The sequence below is a fragment of the Mesorhizobium sp. P5_C1 genome (assembly GCF_054049815.1).
The window spans coordinates 1-15,581 of record NZ_JBFULQ010000099.1 but is presented as its reverse complement, the minus strand read 5'-3'; the positions used below and the strand labels follow the sequence as shown (position 1 = coordinate 15,581).

The following is a 15,581-nucleotide window of genomic DNA, read 5'->3' as shown; positions in this document are numbered from 1 at the left end:
CCACCATCTTCGCCCTGACCTTGCCGATCGTCGTCGGTGCTGCAGGCTTCGGGGTGGAAACCTCCTACTGGTACTACAACAGCCTGAGGCTGCAGGCGACCGCCGATGCCGCTGCCTATGCCGGCGCGCTCGAACAGATCTCAGGTTCCGACAAGCCGACGATCGTCGCGGCCGCAACCCAGTCGGCCGCATCAAATGGACTGGGCTCCGGTACGATCGTCGTCAATACGCCGCCAGCATCCGGGCCGAACACGGCGAAGAAGGCGGTCGAGGTCATCGTCGGCCAGAACCTCGACCGGATGTTCACCTCGCTCTTCACGCAGGGCCAGGTTCCCGAACAGGCGAGGGCGGTGGCCCTCATCACCAATGCTTCGAAGGCCTGCGTGCTCGCGCTCGATCCGTCGGCTTCGCAGGCGGCACTATTTTCCGGCAACACCAGCGTCAAGCTCATCGGCTGCTCGGTCATGTCCAACTCGATCGCGTCTGACGCCATCAAGCTTCAGGGCTCGGCGGGGCTCCAGGCCGATTGCCTGATAACGGCGGGCGGCGTCTCTCTCAGCAATCCCGTCACGACCGTCTGCGCGGCCCCGATCACCCAGGCATTGCCGGCCGCCGACCCATTTTCCGACCTGCCGGCGCCCGCGGCCTCGAACCCTTGCCAGAACGCCAACAAGTCGACGCTGAAACCCGGCACCTATTGCAGCGGGCTCAGCCTCAGCGGCACAGTTACGCTGCAGCCCGGCGTCTATGTCATCCAGAGTGGCGATTTCAAGGTGAATGCGAACGCCAATGTCTCCGGTGACGGCGTCACCATTTACCTCGCTGGCTCCTCGCGCGTGTCGATGAACGGTAACGCCAACGTCTCCCTGAGCGCACCGACGTCCGGTACCTATTCCGGTGTGCTGATGTATGGTGACAGAACGAGCATAGGCGGACAGAGCACCTTCAACGGCACGGCGACTTCGCTGCTGACGGGCGCGCTTTATTTCCCCAAGCAGCAGGTCAACTATCTCGGCAACTTCTCCGGCCAGAACGGATGCACCCAGGTCGTTGCGGACACGATCCAATGGTCGGGCAACTCAACCATCAATCAGGATTGCACCAGCCTCGGAATGCGCGACATTCCGGCCACGCAGTCCGTGGCGCTGGTCGAGTAGCCTCCATGGAACGCCGATCGATGCCGATGCTGCGCGATAAAGCCGGGGTTGCCGCGGTAGAGTTCGCGATGGTCCTGCCCTTCCTGTGTGTGGCGCTGCTCGGCATCRCCGATGGCTGGTCCTATATGACGAACTCGATGTCGATGCGCGCCGGCGTGAAGACCGCCGCGAACCTGGTCATGGGAGGATCGACCAATGATACGGCGACCCAGGCCGTTGCCATTTCGAGCTGGGAGAAGCGGCCCTCGGATGGCCAGGTCACGCTAAGCCGGATTTACATGTGCGGGACGACCGTGGTCGATGCTTCCGCATTGTGCAGTGGGCCGAAGGTGCCATCCGTCTATGTTCAGATCCAGGCATCGGCCACCTGGGTGCCGCCCTTCACCTTCGGCGTTTTTTCCGGCTCCAGCGTCATCGGCCACTCGGAGGTGATCCGTGTCCGCTAGGGCAGGCGCATTCAGACGGGATCGATCGGGTGGCACCGGGTTGGAATTCGCGCTGATCGCGCCCTTTCTCGTCATGCTACTGTTCGGGATCTTCGCCTTCGGTTGGGCGATGAACTCGGTGTCCAGCGTTCGCTATACGCTGGAGACATCATCACGCTCGCTGCAGCTTCAGAACACGCTGACCCAGGCCGACATCCAGTCCATCGCCACACAGAAATTGCAGGCCCTGGGTTTGAAGGATGTGAACGTCACGATCGCCATCGATCCGGCGAGCGGTGGCTTCCGCATGGCGCATGTGACCGCCACCTATGCCTTCGCCATCAACTTCCCCTACTTCAGCGATTTCCCGATCAACTATGCGACCACGGTTACAGTGCCGCTGGTCGGCAGTTAGGCGCGTGGTCTGCCTAGTGTGGGCTTTTGGCGTGACGCAAGATGGGTACGATTCTCAGGGCTATTGCGTCAAGACGCACGCGATTGATTGGTGTCACAGCGGCGAGCAGCACGATACCGACTTCAACGAGCAGCAGACGACAAACATACGCCTTGCGCAGCAGATCGTTCAAACGCTGCGGGTGATCTGATCAAAATTCCCGATGAGAATAGTGAAGCCCGCTGCCTCTGGTGGCGGGCCTTCCGCATGGTAAGTCTCGCAACAGCCATGGCAGATACCATCATGTCCTCACCAAAGGAGGGAGCTATGGTTTCGGCTATTGCAAGTCAGCATCGGCAGGTACCTGACACTCAACTGAAAGCGACAAAGCCAGAAACAGTCGAAGGATTCGCGCCAGGCAAGAGCGCCGACAGCGTAGGACATCGCGCCAAGGCAATGGCTGCCGAAACAGGCGACACAGATCCTAACGCGCAGGGTGGCGCTGCATCGAGAATCGCCAGAATGGACATCACCGTGTTGACACCGCCGCCCGAAGAAACGCTTGCGGAGTAAAATTAGGCTGGGGGCGGCCCACCATCATGCCGGTTGCCTGCCTCACTGTGGCGGGCTTTCTGACTGGGGCCGGATCATTCTCCAAACCTACAAGTCGCCGCCGGTAAGCTCAAACACGATTGGTTCGCCCCGGAAATCAGAGTAGCGGATCCAGCGGGGCAGAATTGTGAATAGTTGTGCCCCCTGCTTCAGAAACTCTGCTTCAAGCGGACAGTTCGCTATGTGAACATCCCTTAACCGCTGTTCTTCGTCAGCCTTGGCAGGCCGGGCCCGGCCCTCAATTTGAACGGTGACGTTTTCGTCCCAACCGATCACCATGGCGACCCGGCTGTCTCGTTCGATATTTGCCAGCTTCCGACTTCCAGGAAAACTGTCGAACACGATGTTGAGATCCTCGCCCAACGTCACCTGTATGACGGCTGCCTCTGGAGACCCATCCGGATTTACAGTGCTGATAGCCCCGAGTTTATGCCTAGCCAGAAAATCGCGAACAAGTTGCCATCGATCGTTCCTGTGCATTTTGACACGTCCTCCGCGCGAATGGCCGCGACCCTATCATCGGCACCCAAGCCATAATAGTTGTGCGCCCGCTGCCTGACGGTGGCGGGCTTTGACTTTACAGTTTGAGAGCGACCCTGGCCTGCTCTTCACATCACGTCCATGTCGCACGGACCTACCGGTAGTCGCAGGAACGTCGGCGGAATCAACCAGGTGCCGTCCACGCAAATTCGCGGACGTTTATTCGGCGGATATTCGACGGACGAGGGGGGAGCCACTAAGTGCTTGAAAAGTCTGGTACGCCCAAGGGGAATCGAACCCCTGTTACCGCCGTGAAAGGGCGGTGTCCTAACCGCTAGACGATGGGCGCGCTCAGACGAAGCGGCTTATACTGGCGTTGTGCCCAACCGGCAACCCGTCAGGTGCCGCCTTGGACAACTTTTTTCCAGCCTGCCAAAACAGGGATGTTGTCGCGCCTGGCAAGGCGCCGGTGTGCCGCCAATTATGCCGAGTGGCGGCCCTGCCAAAGTGGGCAAGGGCAAGGCAGGGAAGACTTTGGTCCGCGCAGGGTACATGCCTTGGCGATCGGCGGAGACGCCTATCGCGCTTCGTCATCCACGGGCGGAGCAAGGAGCGAAGCGACGCGGCGCCGCTCCGCTATTAGCCGTCGCCGCCACCGCTGCGCCTACGGCAGCGCCAGTTCCAGTCGCGCTCGGGGCCGACGTCGACGTGGACGGATTCGGTGTGGCAGTAGGTGCCGACGCCGCCGCGGCCCGGCATGCTTCTGATGTAGTTCGCCAGTTCCCATTTCGAAACGCCGGGAACCTGGATGTCGGCGGCGGCGCAGTACATGTGCAGCGAGTTCTTCGCGCCATTGGCGCGGCGGTTGCGGGCCGGATCGCGATAGCCTGATGTCACCATCATCTTGCGGCCGTAGTGGCCTTCGATCGTCTTCAGCACGCGGACCAGCGACGGCTTCAGGCAAGCCACATCGACGCTCTCGTTCTGCTTGAGCAAGCCGTTGGGCGCCAACCGCGCCATGCCGGCGGCGGACGCGACCTGATAGGAGCCGCCGATTGGACCCTCGTCCTCGTTGAGGTCGACGTCGCTCTCGTCATCGAGGCCGGATTTGCGTTTGATCTCGAACAGGGCTGTCTGGCGCACGCCGGGCAGCGCATCGCTACCAGTGATGTGGCCGCTCTCGCCACCGGTCGAGGCCAACTGCAGCGGCTTTGCCGTGGAATCGGCCGAGGCCAGTGTGATGATCGGTTTTATGGCTGCTGGCGCCGGCTTGGCCTGCGCCGCGGGCTGGTCGCCCGACCTCGTGTTGATGAGCGGCGAAGGCGCGGCCGAGGCGGGCGTGGCGCCAAACATCGAGGCCAGGAAGCCTTTTTTCTTCGGCGCGTCGGCCTGCGGCATCTCGCCTGCCGTCACGTAGACCGCATTGTCCAACACTGGGGCGGCAGCTGGCTTCGGCGCGTTCACGCCGGCATCGGCGGCGGCGATCTGCTGGGCAACCGCGTCGTTCTGCTGCGCCGTCTGCGCCGGCTGCTGCAGGGACTGCGGGGTTTGTCCCGCGATGGTCTCGGTGCCAGCCGGCGTGGTCAGCGGAAAGGCGGCCTGCGGCTTGGCCACGGGCACATAGGCGACCTTTTCAGGGAGTGCCGTATCGCTTGCCGTCATCACGGTCGTTTGCTCGGTCGTGGTCTGCGTCGAATCGACGACGGTGGTCGACTTGCCATTCGAGGCAGCGCTTATGTCCGATGCGGTGGCATTGTAGCCGGGCATTCCAACCGACATCGTCGGGTCGCCGGCAGAGGTGCAGGAGGCCAGAAGCAGGGAGCAGAGCGCTGCCACGACGGCGCGGCGTTCTCCCTTTGCGAGGCTCCATCCTGCTGATTTCAAAGTCAAATTCCCCCTCGATGTCCGGTCGGTATATCCTTGGCGCGGCCCTGATATCGGTGCCAAGTGACCGTTGTCTCCGATCCGGAAACGAGACCTGTGTCAAATCCGCAAGCCTGGAAGTATTTTTGCAGTTATTGCCGAATTACGGCCGCGCGGTGGTTGACGACACCATTTCGCCCGCTTTTGCCGGTCCGTCAACTCACCAGACATTACAGTCCGTTACACACGCACTTTCACATAGGTGCCGGGGGCATCGCCCAAGGTTTTCATATGCTTGCCGGGTTTGCGGGCCGGAACGCGGGTGTTGTCCTTGGCCTCTATCCAGCTTTGCCAGTGCGGCCACCACGATCCGGGATGGTCGGTGGCCTTGGCTATCCACTCACCGAAGTCGCCCGTAGGCGTCCCTCCGGTCCAGTACTGGTATTTGTTGGATGCCGGCGGATTGACGACCCCGGCAATATGGCCCGACCCCGCCATGACGTATTCGACCTTGCCGCCGAAGTATTTCGAGCCGAGGAACACCGAAAGCGCCGGCGCGATGTGATCTTCCTTGGAGGCGAGGTTGTAGATCGGGATGGTGATATCGCCGAGCGAGACCGTGTGGCCCGCCAGTTCCATCATGCCTTGCGAGAGGTTGTTCTCCAGGTAGCAGTTGCGCAGATAGAACGAATGATTGGCCGCGCCCATGCGGGTGGAATCGGCATTCCAGTAAAGCAGGTCGAAGGGCAGGGGATCCTTGCCGCGCATGTAGTTGTTGACGACATAGGGCCAGATCAGGTCGCCCGAACGCAGCATGTTGAAGGCGGTCGCCATCTTGGTGCCGTCGAGGTAGCCCTTTTCGCTCATCGACTTTTCCACCGCCGCGACCTGCTCTTCGTCGACGAACACTTTCAGGTCGCCGGCATAGGTGAAGTCGACCTGCGTGGTGAAGAACGTGGCCGACTTGATGCGGTCGTCGCCTTCCCGCGCCATCAGCGCCAGTGCCGCCGCCAAAAGCGTGCCGCCGACGCAATAGCCGATCGCGTTGACGTCCCGTTCGCCGGTGGCCTTCTCGACCGTGTCGAGGCCGTATTGCAGGCCCTCGCGAATATAGGCTTCCCAGCCCTTAGTGCCGTGGCGCTCGTCCGGGTTGATCCAGGAGATGACGAAGACGGTGTGGCCCTGTTCGATCGCCCAGCGGATGAAGGATTTCTGCGGGTTGAGATCAAGGATGTAGAACTTGTTGATCCATGGCGGGCAGATCAGCAGCGGTCGCTTGAGCACCGTTTCGGTCGCCGGATCGTACTGGATGATCTCGGCGACGTCGCTGCGGCCAACTACCTTGCCGGGGGTGGTGGCGATGTTCCGGCCGATCTCGAAGGGCGAGTAGTCGGCCTGGCGCAGCTTCAGGTCGCCCTTGCCGGCGGCGATGTCCTCGGCCAGCATCTTCATGCCGCGCACCAGGTTCTCGCCGTTCGACGCGACGGTTTCGCGAAACAGTTCCGGGTTGGTCAGGATGAAATTCGACGGCGAGATGGCGTTGGCCACCTGCTTGACGTAGAAGCCGGCCTTGTGGCGGGTGTGCTCGTCCAGACCGTCGGCGTGCTCGACCAGATCGGCCGCCCAGCGCGAGGTGACGAGATAGGCCTGCTTGAGAAAATCGAAGAAGGCGTTGCGGCCCCATTCGGGATCGAGGAAGCGCTTGTCGCCACGTTCCGGCTTCACGGCATCTTCGGTGGCTTCCGCGGCGTTGCTGGTGCGCTGAATGGCGTTGGCCCAGACAGTCATGTAGCCGGAGAACAGCCGCGTCTGCGCTTCCAGCGCGCGCTGCGGATCGGACAGCCAGTATTCGCTGAGCTTGGAGAAGGTCTTGACCATGTCGACGACAGGCTCGGCGACGTGATCGCGCACATCGCCTTTTTCGCGTGGCTCGGCCCATGCGKAGGCCGCTTTGCCGGCCTGCTCGATCATGCGCGCCATGTTCAGGGCGAAGCGTTCCGGGTCCTTCACCAGATATTGCTCGACGGTCGAAGGCTCGTCATCTTCCGCTTTGCCCGAATCGGGTGTCTTGGACATGGTTCGCGGGGTTCCTCCCGAAGCGTTTTCTTGACATATTAACATGGGACATCCGACGGGGTCCAATCTCGCTCTACCGCGGCTGCCAAGGAAACAATATGACGATTAACATTGGCGAGACTGTTTTTTTCGGCGCCGGACGTTTTTGCCGCATTGGCGCGGCAATCGTCCTCATTGGGATTGCCGGCTGTTCCAGCACCAGCGGCCCGGTGCCTGTGACGGGGGCGAAGGATACCGGCACCTTTCCGAACCTGAACATCAAGCCGCAGGTGGCGGCGCCGCAGTTCACCGACGCCGAGAAGAACGCCAAGCTCGCGCAATTGAAGGCCGATGAGAGCGCGCAGGCGGCAAAGAACGGCAAGCCCGACGTGGCCGACCAGGCGGCGCTCACGGATCTTGCCAAAAAGCATGGCGACGAAACGCTGAAGCAGATCGAAGGCAAATGCGATCCCGCCCTCGACCCTACCTGCAAATAAGTATATAGCGCGCGCCCAAAGCCCTTAGATATCTGGCCCCTTTGCTGTCTGGAACTGCCATGGAAGAATTTCACAAGGTTCGCCGGCTTCCGCCTTACGTCTTCGAGCAGGTCAACCGGCTCAAGGCCAGCGCCCGTTCGCGCGGCGCCGACATCATCGACCTCGGCATGGGCAATCCGGATCTGCCGACACCCAAGGCCATCGTCGACAAACTGTGCGAGGTCGTGCGCGATCCGCGTACGCATCGTTATTCCTCGTCGCGCGGCATTCCGGGCCTGCGCCGCGCCCAGGCCGCGTACTATGGCAGGCGCTTCGGCGTGAAGCTCAACCCCGACACGCAGGTGGTGGCGACGCTCGGCTCGAAAGAGGGCTTCGCCAACATGGCACAGGCGATCACTGCGCCTGGCGACGTGATCCTGTGCCCCAACCCGACCTATCCGATCCACGCCTTCGGCTTCATCATGTCGGGCGGCGTCATCCGCTCGCTGCAGGTCGAGCCGGACGACGGCTTCATCCCGGCGCTCGAGCGCGGCGTCCGCCACTCGATCCCGAAGCCGCTGGCGCTGATCCTCAACTATCCGTCGAACCCGACGGCACTGGTCGCTTCGCTCGATTTCTACAAGGACGTCGTCGCCTTCGCCAAGAAGAACGACATCATCATCCTGTCCGACCTTGCCTATTCGGAGATCTATTTCGACGGCAATCCGCCGCCGTCGGTGCTGCAGGTGCCGGGCGCCATCGACGTCKGKGTCGAATTCACCTCGATGTCCAAGACSTTCTCCATGCCCGGCTGGCGCATGGGCTTTGCGGTCGGCAACGAACGGCTGATCTCGGCGCTGACCCGGGTGAAATCCTATCTCGACTACGGCGCCTTCACGCCGATCCAGGTGGCGGCGGCACACGCGCTCAACGGTGACGGCGCCGACATTGCCGAGGTGCGCGACATCTACCACAAGCGCCGCGACGTGATGGTCGATGCCTTCGGACGCGCCGGCTGGACCATTCCGGCCCCCGCGGCATCGATGTTTGCCTGGGCGCCGATCCCGGAGCCGTTCCGTCATCTCGGCTCGCTCGAATTCTCCAAGCTGCTCATCGAACACGCCGACGTGGCGGTGGCGCCCGGTGTCGGCTTCGGCGAACATGGCGACGATTTCGTGCGCGTGGCGCTGGTCGAGAATGAGCACCGGATCCGGCAAGCGGCGCGCAACATCAAGCGCTTCCTATCGGCCAGCGCCAAGCAACCCAACAATGTGGTGCCGCTTTCCGCTCACCGGTAAGTTTGCCGCAGACAATTTCGATCTGACTTGAGGGACGTCGCCGGCCATGGCTGAAGCATTGCGTGTTGGAATTGCCGGTCTTGGCACGGTTGGCGCGTCCGTGGCGCGCGTGCTGCGCGACAAGGCGGCGGAACTGACCCGGCAATGCGGGCGCGACATCGTCGTCACTGCGGTTTCGGCGCGTGACCAGAAACGCGATCGCGGCGTCGATGTCAGCTCGGCAAAGTGGTTCGACGATCCGGTCAAGATGGCGCAGACAGCCGAAATCGACGTGTTCGTCGAACTGATCGGCGGCGATGAGGGGCCGGCGCGGTCGTCGGTGAAGGCGGCACTCGAAGCCAGCCTTCATGTCGTCACCGCTAACAAGGCGCTGCTGGCCAAGCATGGCGTGGCGCTGGCCGAGATCGCCGAGAAGCGCGGCGTGCTGCTCAACTATGAGGCGGCGGTAGCGGGCGGCATTCCCGTCATCAAGACCATGCGCGAGGCGATGGCCGGCAATTCGGTCAACCGCGTGTTCGGCATCCTCAATGGCACCTGCAACTACATCCTGACCCGCATGGAGGCCGAGGGCATCTCGTTCGACGCCTGCCTGAAGGACGCGCAGCGGCTCGGCTATGCCGAGGCCGATCCGACCTTCGACATCGAGGGCCACGACACCGCGCACAAGCTGTCGATCCTGACCAGCCTTGCCTTCGGCACAAAAATCGCTGCCAACGACATCTACATGGAAGGCATTTCCAACATCACCCAGGCCGACATCCGCGCGGCCGGCGATCTCGGCTACCGGATCAAGCTGCTGGGCGTTGCCCAGCGCACCGACAGTGGCATCGAGCAGCGTGTGCACCCGACCATGGTGCCGACCGCCTCGGTCATCGCGCAGGTGCACGGCGTCACCAATGCGGTGGCGATCGAGACCGACATATTGGGCGAACTGCTGCTCTCCGGCCCCGGCGCCGGCGGCAACGCCACGGCCTCGGCCGTCATCGGCGACATTGCCGACATCGCCAAGAGCCGGCCCGGCTTCCAACATGGTCCGGTCTTCGGCCGGCCGGCGAAGGAGCTGAAACCCTACAAGAAGGCGCAGATGCGCAGCCATGCCGGCGGCTATTTCATCCGGCTGACCGTGCATGACCGCATCGGCGTCTTTGCCGCGATCGCCAAGCGCATGGCCGACAACGACATTTCGCTGGAATCGATCGTCCAGCACGCGGTCAACGGCGAGGCGGCGGCGCAGAAGACGGTAATCCTGGTGACGCACGAGACGACCGAGGCCGCCGTACGCAAAGCCGTCGACGGCATCACCAAGGATGGCCATCTGACCGACAAGCCGCAGGTCATCCGCATCGAGCGGGCAGGGTAGCTTCTCTCTTCAGGTCGCCGCGCGGGACAGGAATCCCGCCGGTATTGCGCGTCGGTCTGGTGGCAAGCAGCCACGACCGACCGGAACGAATTCGCTTGGGCGCCGTTTCCTTGGTCAGCAACCAAAGGAACCGCTTCATGGCCGATACCAACAAGTCCGACAGCCCTCACATCGACGACATCCAGAAGACGCTGGAAAAGCAGATCGCCGAACTGCGCAAGGAGATCACCAAGATCAACAAGAGCATTTCGGCGCGGGGCGCGGAAATGCTCGACGACGCCAGCGAGCAGGCTTCGGATTTGTACGATACAGCCGCGGCCCGCGCGTCGCGAACCGCACAACAGTTGCGCAGCCAGGCGCAGGCGGTGTCGGATGTCGCGCGCGAAAATCCTGGTACGACGACGGCTGTGATCGGCGTGATCGGCCTGCTCGGCTTTCTTGCCGGCCTCGCCATTGGCCAGTCGATGAACGACAACTCGCGCCGCTGGTATTGACCGCGGAGTGATGGAGCCGGCCTTGCCGGCTCATTTTCAGCATTTTATTGCCAGGAGGGCACCATGGCTTCATCGATGTTGATCAGCATCCTGATCACGTTCCTCGTCATCATCCTCGTTCTCTATCTGGTTCAGCGCTTGCCGCTGGACGCCCGGATGAGACAGATCGCCCAGATCATCGTCATCATCATCGGCATCATTTCACTGCTCAAATACCTTGCGGTTTTCTAGGCCGCAGCGGCTCGATTTTCCACTTTACAAGCCGGCCCGGTTCTTTACGACCGGGCCGGCCTCGTTTCAAGAATGCGGTTTAATCGATTGATATTGCTGGCTATTCGACAAAAATCCCGTGAGGTCTTGCCGTTGTCATGCTCGTTTGACAAAAGAGACGCGCCTCCGGCGGGAGGCCGCATATCAACGAGGAAAATTGCCAGATGAACGTGGCCCAGAACATTGTCGCCGGCCTTGACCGGATACTCACCATGGAGCTGGTGCGCGTCACGGAACGCGCCGCCGTCGCGGCCGCCAGGCTGCGCGGGCGTGGCGACGAAAAGGCGGCCGACCAGGTCGCCGTCGATGCCATGCGCCAGGAGCTCAACCGGCTTGCCATCAGGGGCACGGTGGTGATCGGCGAGGGCGAGCGGGACGAGGCGCCGATGCTCTATATCGGCGAGGAAGTCGGCTCGGGCAAAGGCCCGGCGGTCGATATTGCGCTCGATCCGCTCGAAGGCACGACGATCTGCGCCAAGAACCTGCCCAATGCGCTCGCCGTCATCGCGATCGCCGAGAAGGGCAGCCTGCTGTTTGCGCCCGACGTCTACATGGACAAGATCGCCATCGGTCCGGGCTATGCCGACGGCGTCATCGATATCGATGCCTCGCCGGCCGACAACATCGCCAGCCTCGCCCGCGCCAAGGGCGTCGCGGTGTCGGACATCACCGCCTGTATCCTCGACCGGCCACGCCACACCAAGCTGATCGACGCCGTACGGGCCACGGGTGCCGCGATCCGGCTGATCGGCGATGGCGACGTCGCCGGCGTCATCCACACCACCGATCCCGATGAAACCGGCATCGATATCTATCTCGGCACCGGTGGCGCACCGGAGGGCGTGCTGGCAGCGGCGGCGTTGCGCTGCACCGGCGGGCAGATGCAGGGCCGGCTGATCCTCGACACGCCGGAAAAGGTGGCACGCGCCGCGAAGATGGGTATTTCCGATCCGAAGCGGGTCTATCGGACGGAAGACATGGCGCGCGGCGACGTGCTGTTTGCGGCCACCGGTGTCACTGACGGCAACATGCTTGCCGGCGTCAAGTTCGGCCGCAACACCATCACCACCCACACGATCGTGCTGCGCTCGTCGTCGCGGACGGTGCGCGAGATCAAGGCCAGGCACCAGGATCTGGATAAGTTCTAGCTTTCTTCCCGTTGTTGGCTTGGGCGCTTGCGGACCAGCATCGCAGTTGTTAGCCCTGTGGCTGCGTCGGATGACGCTGGCCGCAAGGATTTGAGGATGAAACCGTTCGACTGGCATGCGGATGCGATTTCGCGTGCCACCGCTGTCACGAAGTCCTATCGCAACACACAGAACGTGCGCCGCTTTTTCACCCGCGAATGTGGCGATGCGTTCAGGTTCGACCGGCCGTTCATGGCCTGGCTCAAGGACGGTGTGTACAAGACCATGGGCGATGCGGCCGACGAATGGCTTCGGCGCCAGGCTGAAAAGCGGAAAGCGTAGTTTTCTTGGCATCTCCCGCGACGGCGCATCACCGCGAACCGCTTGGCTTTGCCTGCTTTAGGCTGTTGCCTGTGCATGTCGTTGTCCCAAAACCGCTGCGCACTTTTAGGCGACATGCACTATCCTGCGGCCAACCATGAGTTGGCAAACCGCATGACCGGCGACAAACGCCTCTTCCTCGATGTCAGGCAATCGGCTACCGGGGTTTCCTGGGAGCACCGGCTGACCGAGCGGCAGGACATGGTCGCGCTCGCCATCGCGCAAGGCCACGGCGTGCCCGACATCGTCGCGCGGGTGCTTGCCGGTCGCGGTGTCACCGCCGAGCAGACCGAGCGGTTTCTCGATCCGACGATCCGTGACCTGTTGCCGGATCCGGCGTCGCTGACCGACATGGACAAGGCGGCGGCCCGCATCGCGGCTGCGGTGATGGCCAGGGAAAAGGTGGCGATCTTCGGCGACTACGATGTCGACGGCGCTGCCTCGTCGGCCTTGCTGAAACGGTTCCTGGCGCATTTCTCGGTACCGTCGGAAATCTACATCCCTGACCGTATTTTCGAGGGTTATGGTCCCAATCCGGATGCGATGCGCGAACTGGTTTCGCGTGGCGCGACGCTGATCGTCACTGTCGATTGCGGCACCAACAGCGCCGTTTCCATCGACGCCGCCAATGCAGCCGGCGCCGATGTCGTCGTGCTCGACCACCATCAGGTCGGCGGTGCCTTGCCGGCGGCAGTTGCCGTCGTCAATCCCAACCGCGATGACGACCTTTCCGGACAGGGCCATCTCTGCGCCGCCGGCGTGGTCTTCCTCGCCCTTGTGCAGACGGCCAAGATCCTGCGCGGGCGGACAGTAGATGCCACGCCGCCGGACCTGCTTTCCCTGCTCGATCTCACCGCACTTGCCACCGTCTGTGACGTGGTGCCGCTGATCGGCGTCAACCGTGCTTTCGTGGTCAAGGGACTGCAGATGGCGCGCCAGCAGAAGAACGAAGGGCTGGCTGCACTTGCACGGGTGTCGCGCATCGGCGAGCCGATTAGCACCTTCCATCTCGCCTATCTGATCGGCCCGCGCATCAATGCCGGCGGGCGCATCGGCGATGCCGCGCTTGGCAGTCGCCTGCTTGCCACCGACGATCCGGTCGAGGCCCGCACCATTGCTGAGACGCTCGACCGGCTAAACCAGGAACGGCAGATGATGGAGCAGGAGATGCTGGCGGCAGCCCGCACCGAGGCCGATGCCGAACTTGCCGGCGGCAACGGCCCGGCCATTGTCGTCACCGCCAGCAACAACTGGCACCCGGGCATTGTTGGCCTGCTCGCTTCACGGCTGAAGGATCATGCGCGCCGGCCGGCCTTCGCCATCGCCTTCAATGCCAGCGGCACAGGTACCGGCTCGGGCCGCTCCGTATCGGGCTTCGACCTCGGCCGGCTGGTGCGCGAGGCGGCCGATGCCGGGCTGATTATCAAGGGCGGCGGCCACGGCATGGCGGCCGGCATCACAGTGGAGCGGGCGAAGCTTGGCGAGCTCAGGGCGTTTTTCGAAGAGCGAGCGGCGGCCGACGTGTTCCGCCTGCAAGGCGAGGAAAGCCTGGCGATCGATGGGGCGCTTGCCGCCGAAGGCGCGACGCTCGGCCTTCTCGACGCGCTGGAGAAAGCCGGCCCATTCGGCGCCGGGCATGCAGCGCCGGTCTTCGTGCTGCCGCGTCACCGGCTTGCTGATGCGCGGCCGGTTGGCACTAACCACATACGCGTCGAGCTGCAGTCGGAAAGTGGCGGCCGTATCCAGGCGATCGCCTTTCGCGCCGTCGATACCGCACTTGGAGAATTCCTGTTCAAGAACCGGGGCAAGACCGTGCATGTCGCCGGCTCGCTGTCGGGCAATTACTGGAACGGCAACCGCACGGTGCAGTTTCGCATCATCGACGCGGCGCGTGCGTAAGGTCACCGTGGGGCGGCCTAGCTAGGATCGAATTTGCTTCCGAAATTCGCCTGGCGCCATTCGTGTTGGTCGGCGCGCGTCAAGAGCCTGTTTCCTTGCCTTGGAAGACATGAATCAGGCGAGAACGGACTGCAGGCGGGTCAGTTCGCCGATCTGCGCCATCGTTGCCTGATAGCCGAGGCTGATCGCCTCGTCGGCGCGGTGGAATTCGGTCAGGCCGATATGGCTGAGCTTCGGCTGCAGCGACATGTCGGGCGGATCGCCGGCAAGCCTGGCGCGCGAGATGCGGTCCTGGATGATGTTGAAGGCCTCGACCATGACGCCGGTGATGCCGAGCCGCGTCTGATGCGAATGGTGCTCGGGATCGACCCGGCCCGGCCGCGGCGCATCCTTTTCGATGACCAGCTCGCCGGCGCTGTGCTTGATGACGGCGGCGCGGCCGAACAGGTCATAGTGAAGATTGACCGCCACCACGAGCGGCTGCTCATAGGCGCGGCAGACCGAAACCGGCACCGGGTTGACCAGCGCACCGTCGACCAGCACGCGGCCGTTGCAATTCACCGGCTCGAACACGCCGGGCAGCGCATAGGAGGCGCGCATCGCGGTGATCAATGAGCCGCTCGACAGCCAGATTTCGTGGCCGGTGCGAATTTCGGAGGTGACTGCGACGAACGGTTTGGCCAGGTCCTCGAAACGAATGCCAGCCATGTGCTCGCGCAGCCGGGCGTCGAGCTTCATGCCGCCGAACAGGCCACTGCCGCGCAGGTTGAGATCGAGCAGGCCAAAAATGCGTCGTTTGGTCAGGCTGCGGGCGAATTCTTCCAGTTCGTCCAGTTTGCCTGAGAGATAGCAGCCGCCGACCAGCGCGCCGATCGACGTGCCGGCGATCATCGACACTTCGATGCCGGCTTCATCGAGCGCGCGCAGCACGCCGATATGCGCCCAGCCTCTGGCGCACCCGCCGCCTAGGGCGAGCGAAATACCGGTTTTTCTTGGTGGTTTTGTTTCGGATGCGCCGCCCGACGAGGACAGGCCATTGGCCTCCCTGACATCTGGTTTGTTACGCAATGACGCCCACTCGAGCATCATGATCTCCCTTGTCCCACGGCTAATATAAGGGCGGGCCGTATCGAAATGGTGAATCTATGTGACTTGGGTCAGGCAGAAGGTTCAAGCTGATGGTTTCCGATACGTGGTTTCCGCATCGAACAACGGCTTGCTGCCGTCGTCAACAAGCGTCCCCTTGCCGTCGACCAGCCCCACCGTCCGATAAAAGCATGAACGTCGGCC

Annotated in this window: 16 protein-coding genes, 1 tRNA gene and 1 pseudogene; 12 read left to right on the top strand and 6 right to left on the bottom strand. The window is 62.8% G+C overall.

Annotated elements, in window-relative coordinates; translation table 11 throughout:
* From ACXJ7R_RS11050 to ACXJ7R_RS11035, 4 genes are all read left to right on the top strand, one after another.
* A partial coding sequence (locus ACXJ7R_RS11050; RefSeq protein WP_457151862.1) for a pilus assembly protein TadG-related protein occupies window positions 1-1,157 on the top strand: 1,157 nt, incomplete at its 5' end.
* Between the two features lie 20 nt (window positions 1,158-1,177).
* On the top strand, window positions 1,178-1,603 hold the full coding sequence (locus tag ACXJ7R_RS11045; RefSeq protein WP_457151861.1) for a TadE/TadG family type IV pilus assembly protein: 426 nt from the start codon (window positions 1,178-1,180) through the stop codon (window positions 1,601-1,603).
* Window positions 1,593-1,997: a TadE/TadG family type IV pilus assembly protein gene (locus tag ACXJ7R_RS11040; RefSeq protein WP_457151860.1), complete on the top strand. Its 405-nt coding sequence runs from the start codon at window positions 1,593-1,595 to the stop codon at window positions 1,995-1,997. The genes ACXJ7R_RS11045 and ACXJ7R_RS11040 overlap by 11 nt, the downstream gene beginning before the upstream one ends.
* Before the next feature lie 267 nt (window positions 1,998-2,264).
* Entirely contained in the window at window positions 2,265-2,549 is a 285-nt protein-coding gene (locus tag ACXJ7R_RS11035) for a hypothetical protein (RefSeq protein WP_457151859.1), read from the top strand.
* A gap of 87 nt (window positions 2,550-2,636) precedes the next feature.
* Here the strand turns inward: ACXJ7R_RS11035 and ACXJ7R_RS11030 are convergent, their stop codons facing one another.
* The 4 genes from ACXJ7R_RS11030 to ACXJ7R_RS11015 all read right to left on the bottom strand — a co-directional run bounded on the left by ACXJ7R_RS11030 (window position 2,637) and on the right by ACXJ7R_RS11015 (window position 7,007).
* On the bottom strand, window positions 2,637-3,068 hold the full coding sequence (locus ACXJ7R_RS11030) for a pyridoxamine 5'-phosphate oxidase family protein (RefSeq protein ID WP_457151858.1): 432 nt from the start codon (window positions 3,066-3,068) through the stop codon (window positions 2,637-2,639).
* A 274-nt stretch (window positions 3,069-3,342) separates the two neighbouring features.
* A tRNA-Glu gene (locus ACXJ7R_RS11025) sits at window positions 3,343-3,417 on the bottom strand.
* Window positions 3,418-3,707: 290 nt separating this feature from the next.
* Entirely contained in the window at window positions 3,708-4,958 is a 1,251-nt protein-coding gene (locus ACXJ7R_RS11020) for a D-Ala-D-Ala carboxypeptidase family metallohydrolase (protein WP_457151857.1), read from the bottom strand.
* A 213-nt stretch (window positions 4,959-5,171) separates the two neighbouring features.
* Entirely contained in the window at window positions 5,172-7,007 is a 1,836-nt protein-coding gene (locus ACXJ7R_RS11015; protein WP_457151856.1) for a PHA/PHB synthase family protein, read from the bottom strand.
* Between the two features lie 98 nt (window positions 7,008-7,105).
* Between ACXJ7R_RS11015 and ACXJ7R_RS11010 the strand changes: the two genes are divergently transcribed.
* From ACXJ7R_RS11010 to recJ, 8 genes are all read left to right on the top strand, one after another.
* Window positions 7,106-7,483, top strand: coding sequence for a hypothetical protein (locus ACXJ7R_RS11010; protein WP_457151855.1), 378 nt, complete (start codon window positions 7,106-7,108; stop codon window positions 7,481-7,483).
* Window positions 7,484-7,542: 59 nt separating this feature from the next.
* Window positions 7,543-8,760 carry an LL-diaminopimelate aminotransferase gene (locus ACXJ7R_RS11005; RefSeq protein ID WP_457151854.1) on the top strand — a complete coding sequence of 406 codons (1,218 nt, stop codon included), beginning with the start codon at window positions 7,543-7,545 and terminating at the stop codon, window positions 8,758-8,760.
* Window positions 8,761-8,806: 46 nt separating this feature from the next.
* Window positions 8,807-10,120: a homoserine dehydrogenase gene (locus tag ACXJ7R_RS11000; protein ID WP_457151853.1), complete on the top strand. Its 1,314-nt coding sequence runs from the start codon at window positions 8,807-8,809 to the stop codon at window positions 10,118-10,120.
* Between the two features lie 137 nt (window positions 10,121-10,257).
* A complete protein-coding gene (locus ACXJ7R_RS10995) occupies window positions 10,258-10,614 on the top strand; it encodes a hypothetical protein (RefSeq protein WP_457151852.1) in 357 nt (118 codons plus the stop codon).
* Between the two features lie 63 nt (window positions 10,615-10,677).
* The gene (locus tag ACXJ7R_RS10990) at window positions 10,678-10,845 is read left to right on the top strand and encodes a Thivi_2564 family membrane protein (protein WP_095087838.1); all 168 of its coding nucleotides are present in this window, start codon (window positions 10,678-10,680) and stop codon (window positions 10,843-10,845) included.
* Between the two features lie 203 nt (window positions 10,846-11,048).
* Window positions 11,049-12,032, top strand: a complete 984-nt coding sequence (gene glpX / locus ACXJ7R_RS10985; protein ID WP_095087840.1) for a class II fructose-bisphosphatase — start codon at window positions 11,049-11,051, stop codon at window positions 12,030-12,032.
* A gap of 96 nt (window positions 12,033-12,128) precedes the next feature.
* Complete coding sequence (locus tag ACXJ7R_RS10980; protein ID WP_457151851.1) at window positions 12,129-12,353, top strand: DUF6434 domain-containing protein; 225 nt, start codon at window positions 12,129-12,131, stop codon at window positions 12,351-12,353.
* A gap of 153 nt (window positions 12,354-12,506) precedes the next feature.
* Window positions 12,507-14,291: a single-stranded-DNA-specific exonuclease RecJ gene (recJ, locus tag ACXJ7R_RS10975; protein WP_457151850.1), complete on the top strand. Its 1,785-nt coding sequence runs from the start codon at window positions 12,507-12,509 to the stop codon at window positions 14,289-14,291.
* Between the two features lie 114 nt (window positions 14,292-14,405).
* On the opposite strand, the gene ACXJ7R_RS10970 is transcribed toward recJ, so the two are convergent.
* Entirely contained in the window at window positions 14,406-15,377 is a 972-nt protein-coding gene (locus tag ACXJ7R_RS10970) for a patatin family protein (RefSeq protein WP_457151863.1), read from the bottom strand.
* A gap of 84 nt (window positions 15,378-15,461) precedes the next feature.
* Window positions 15,462-15,581, bottom strand: a pseudogene (locus ACXJ7R_RS10965) (phosphoribosyl-AMP cyclohydrolase); the annotation flags it as partial.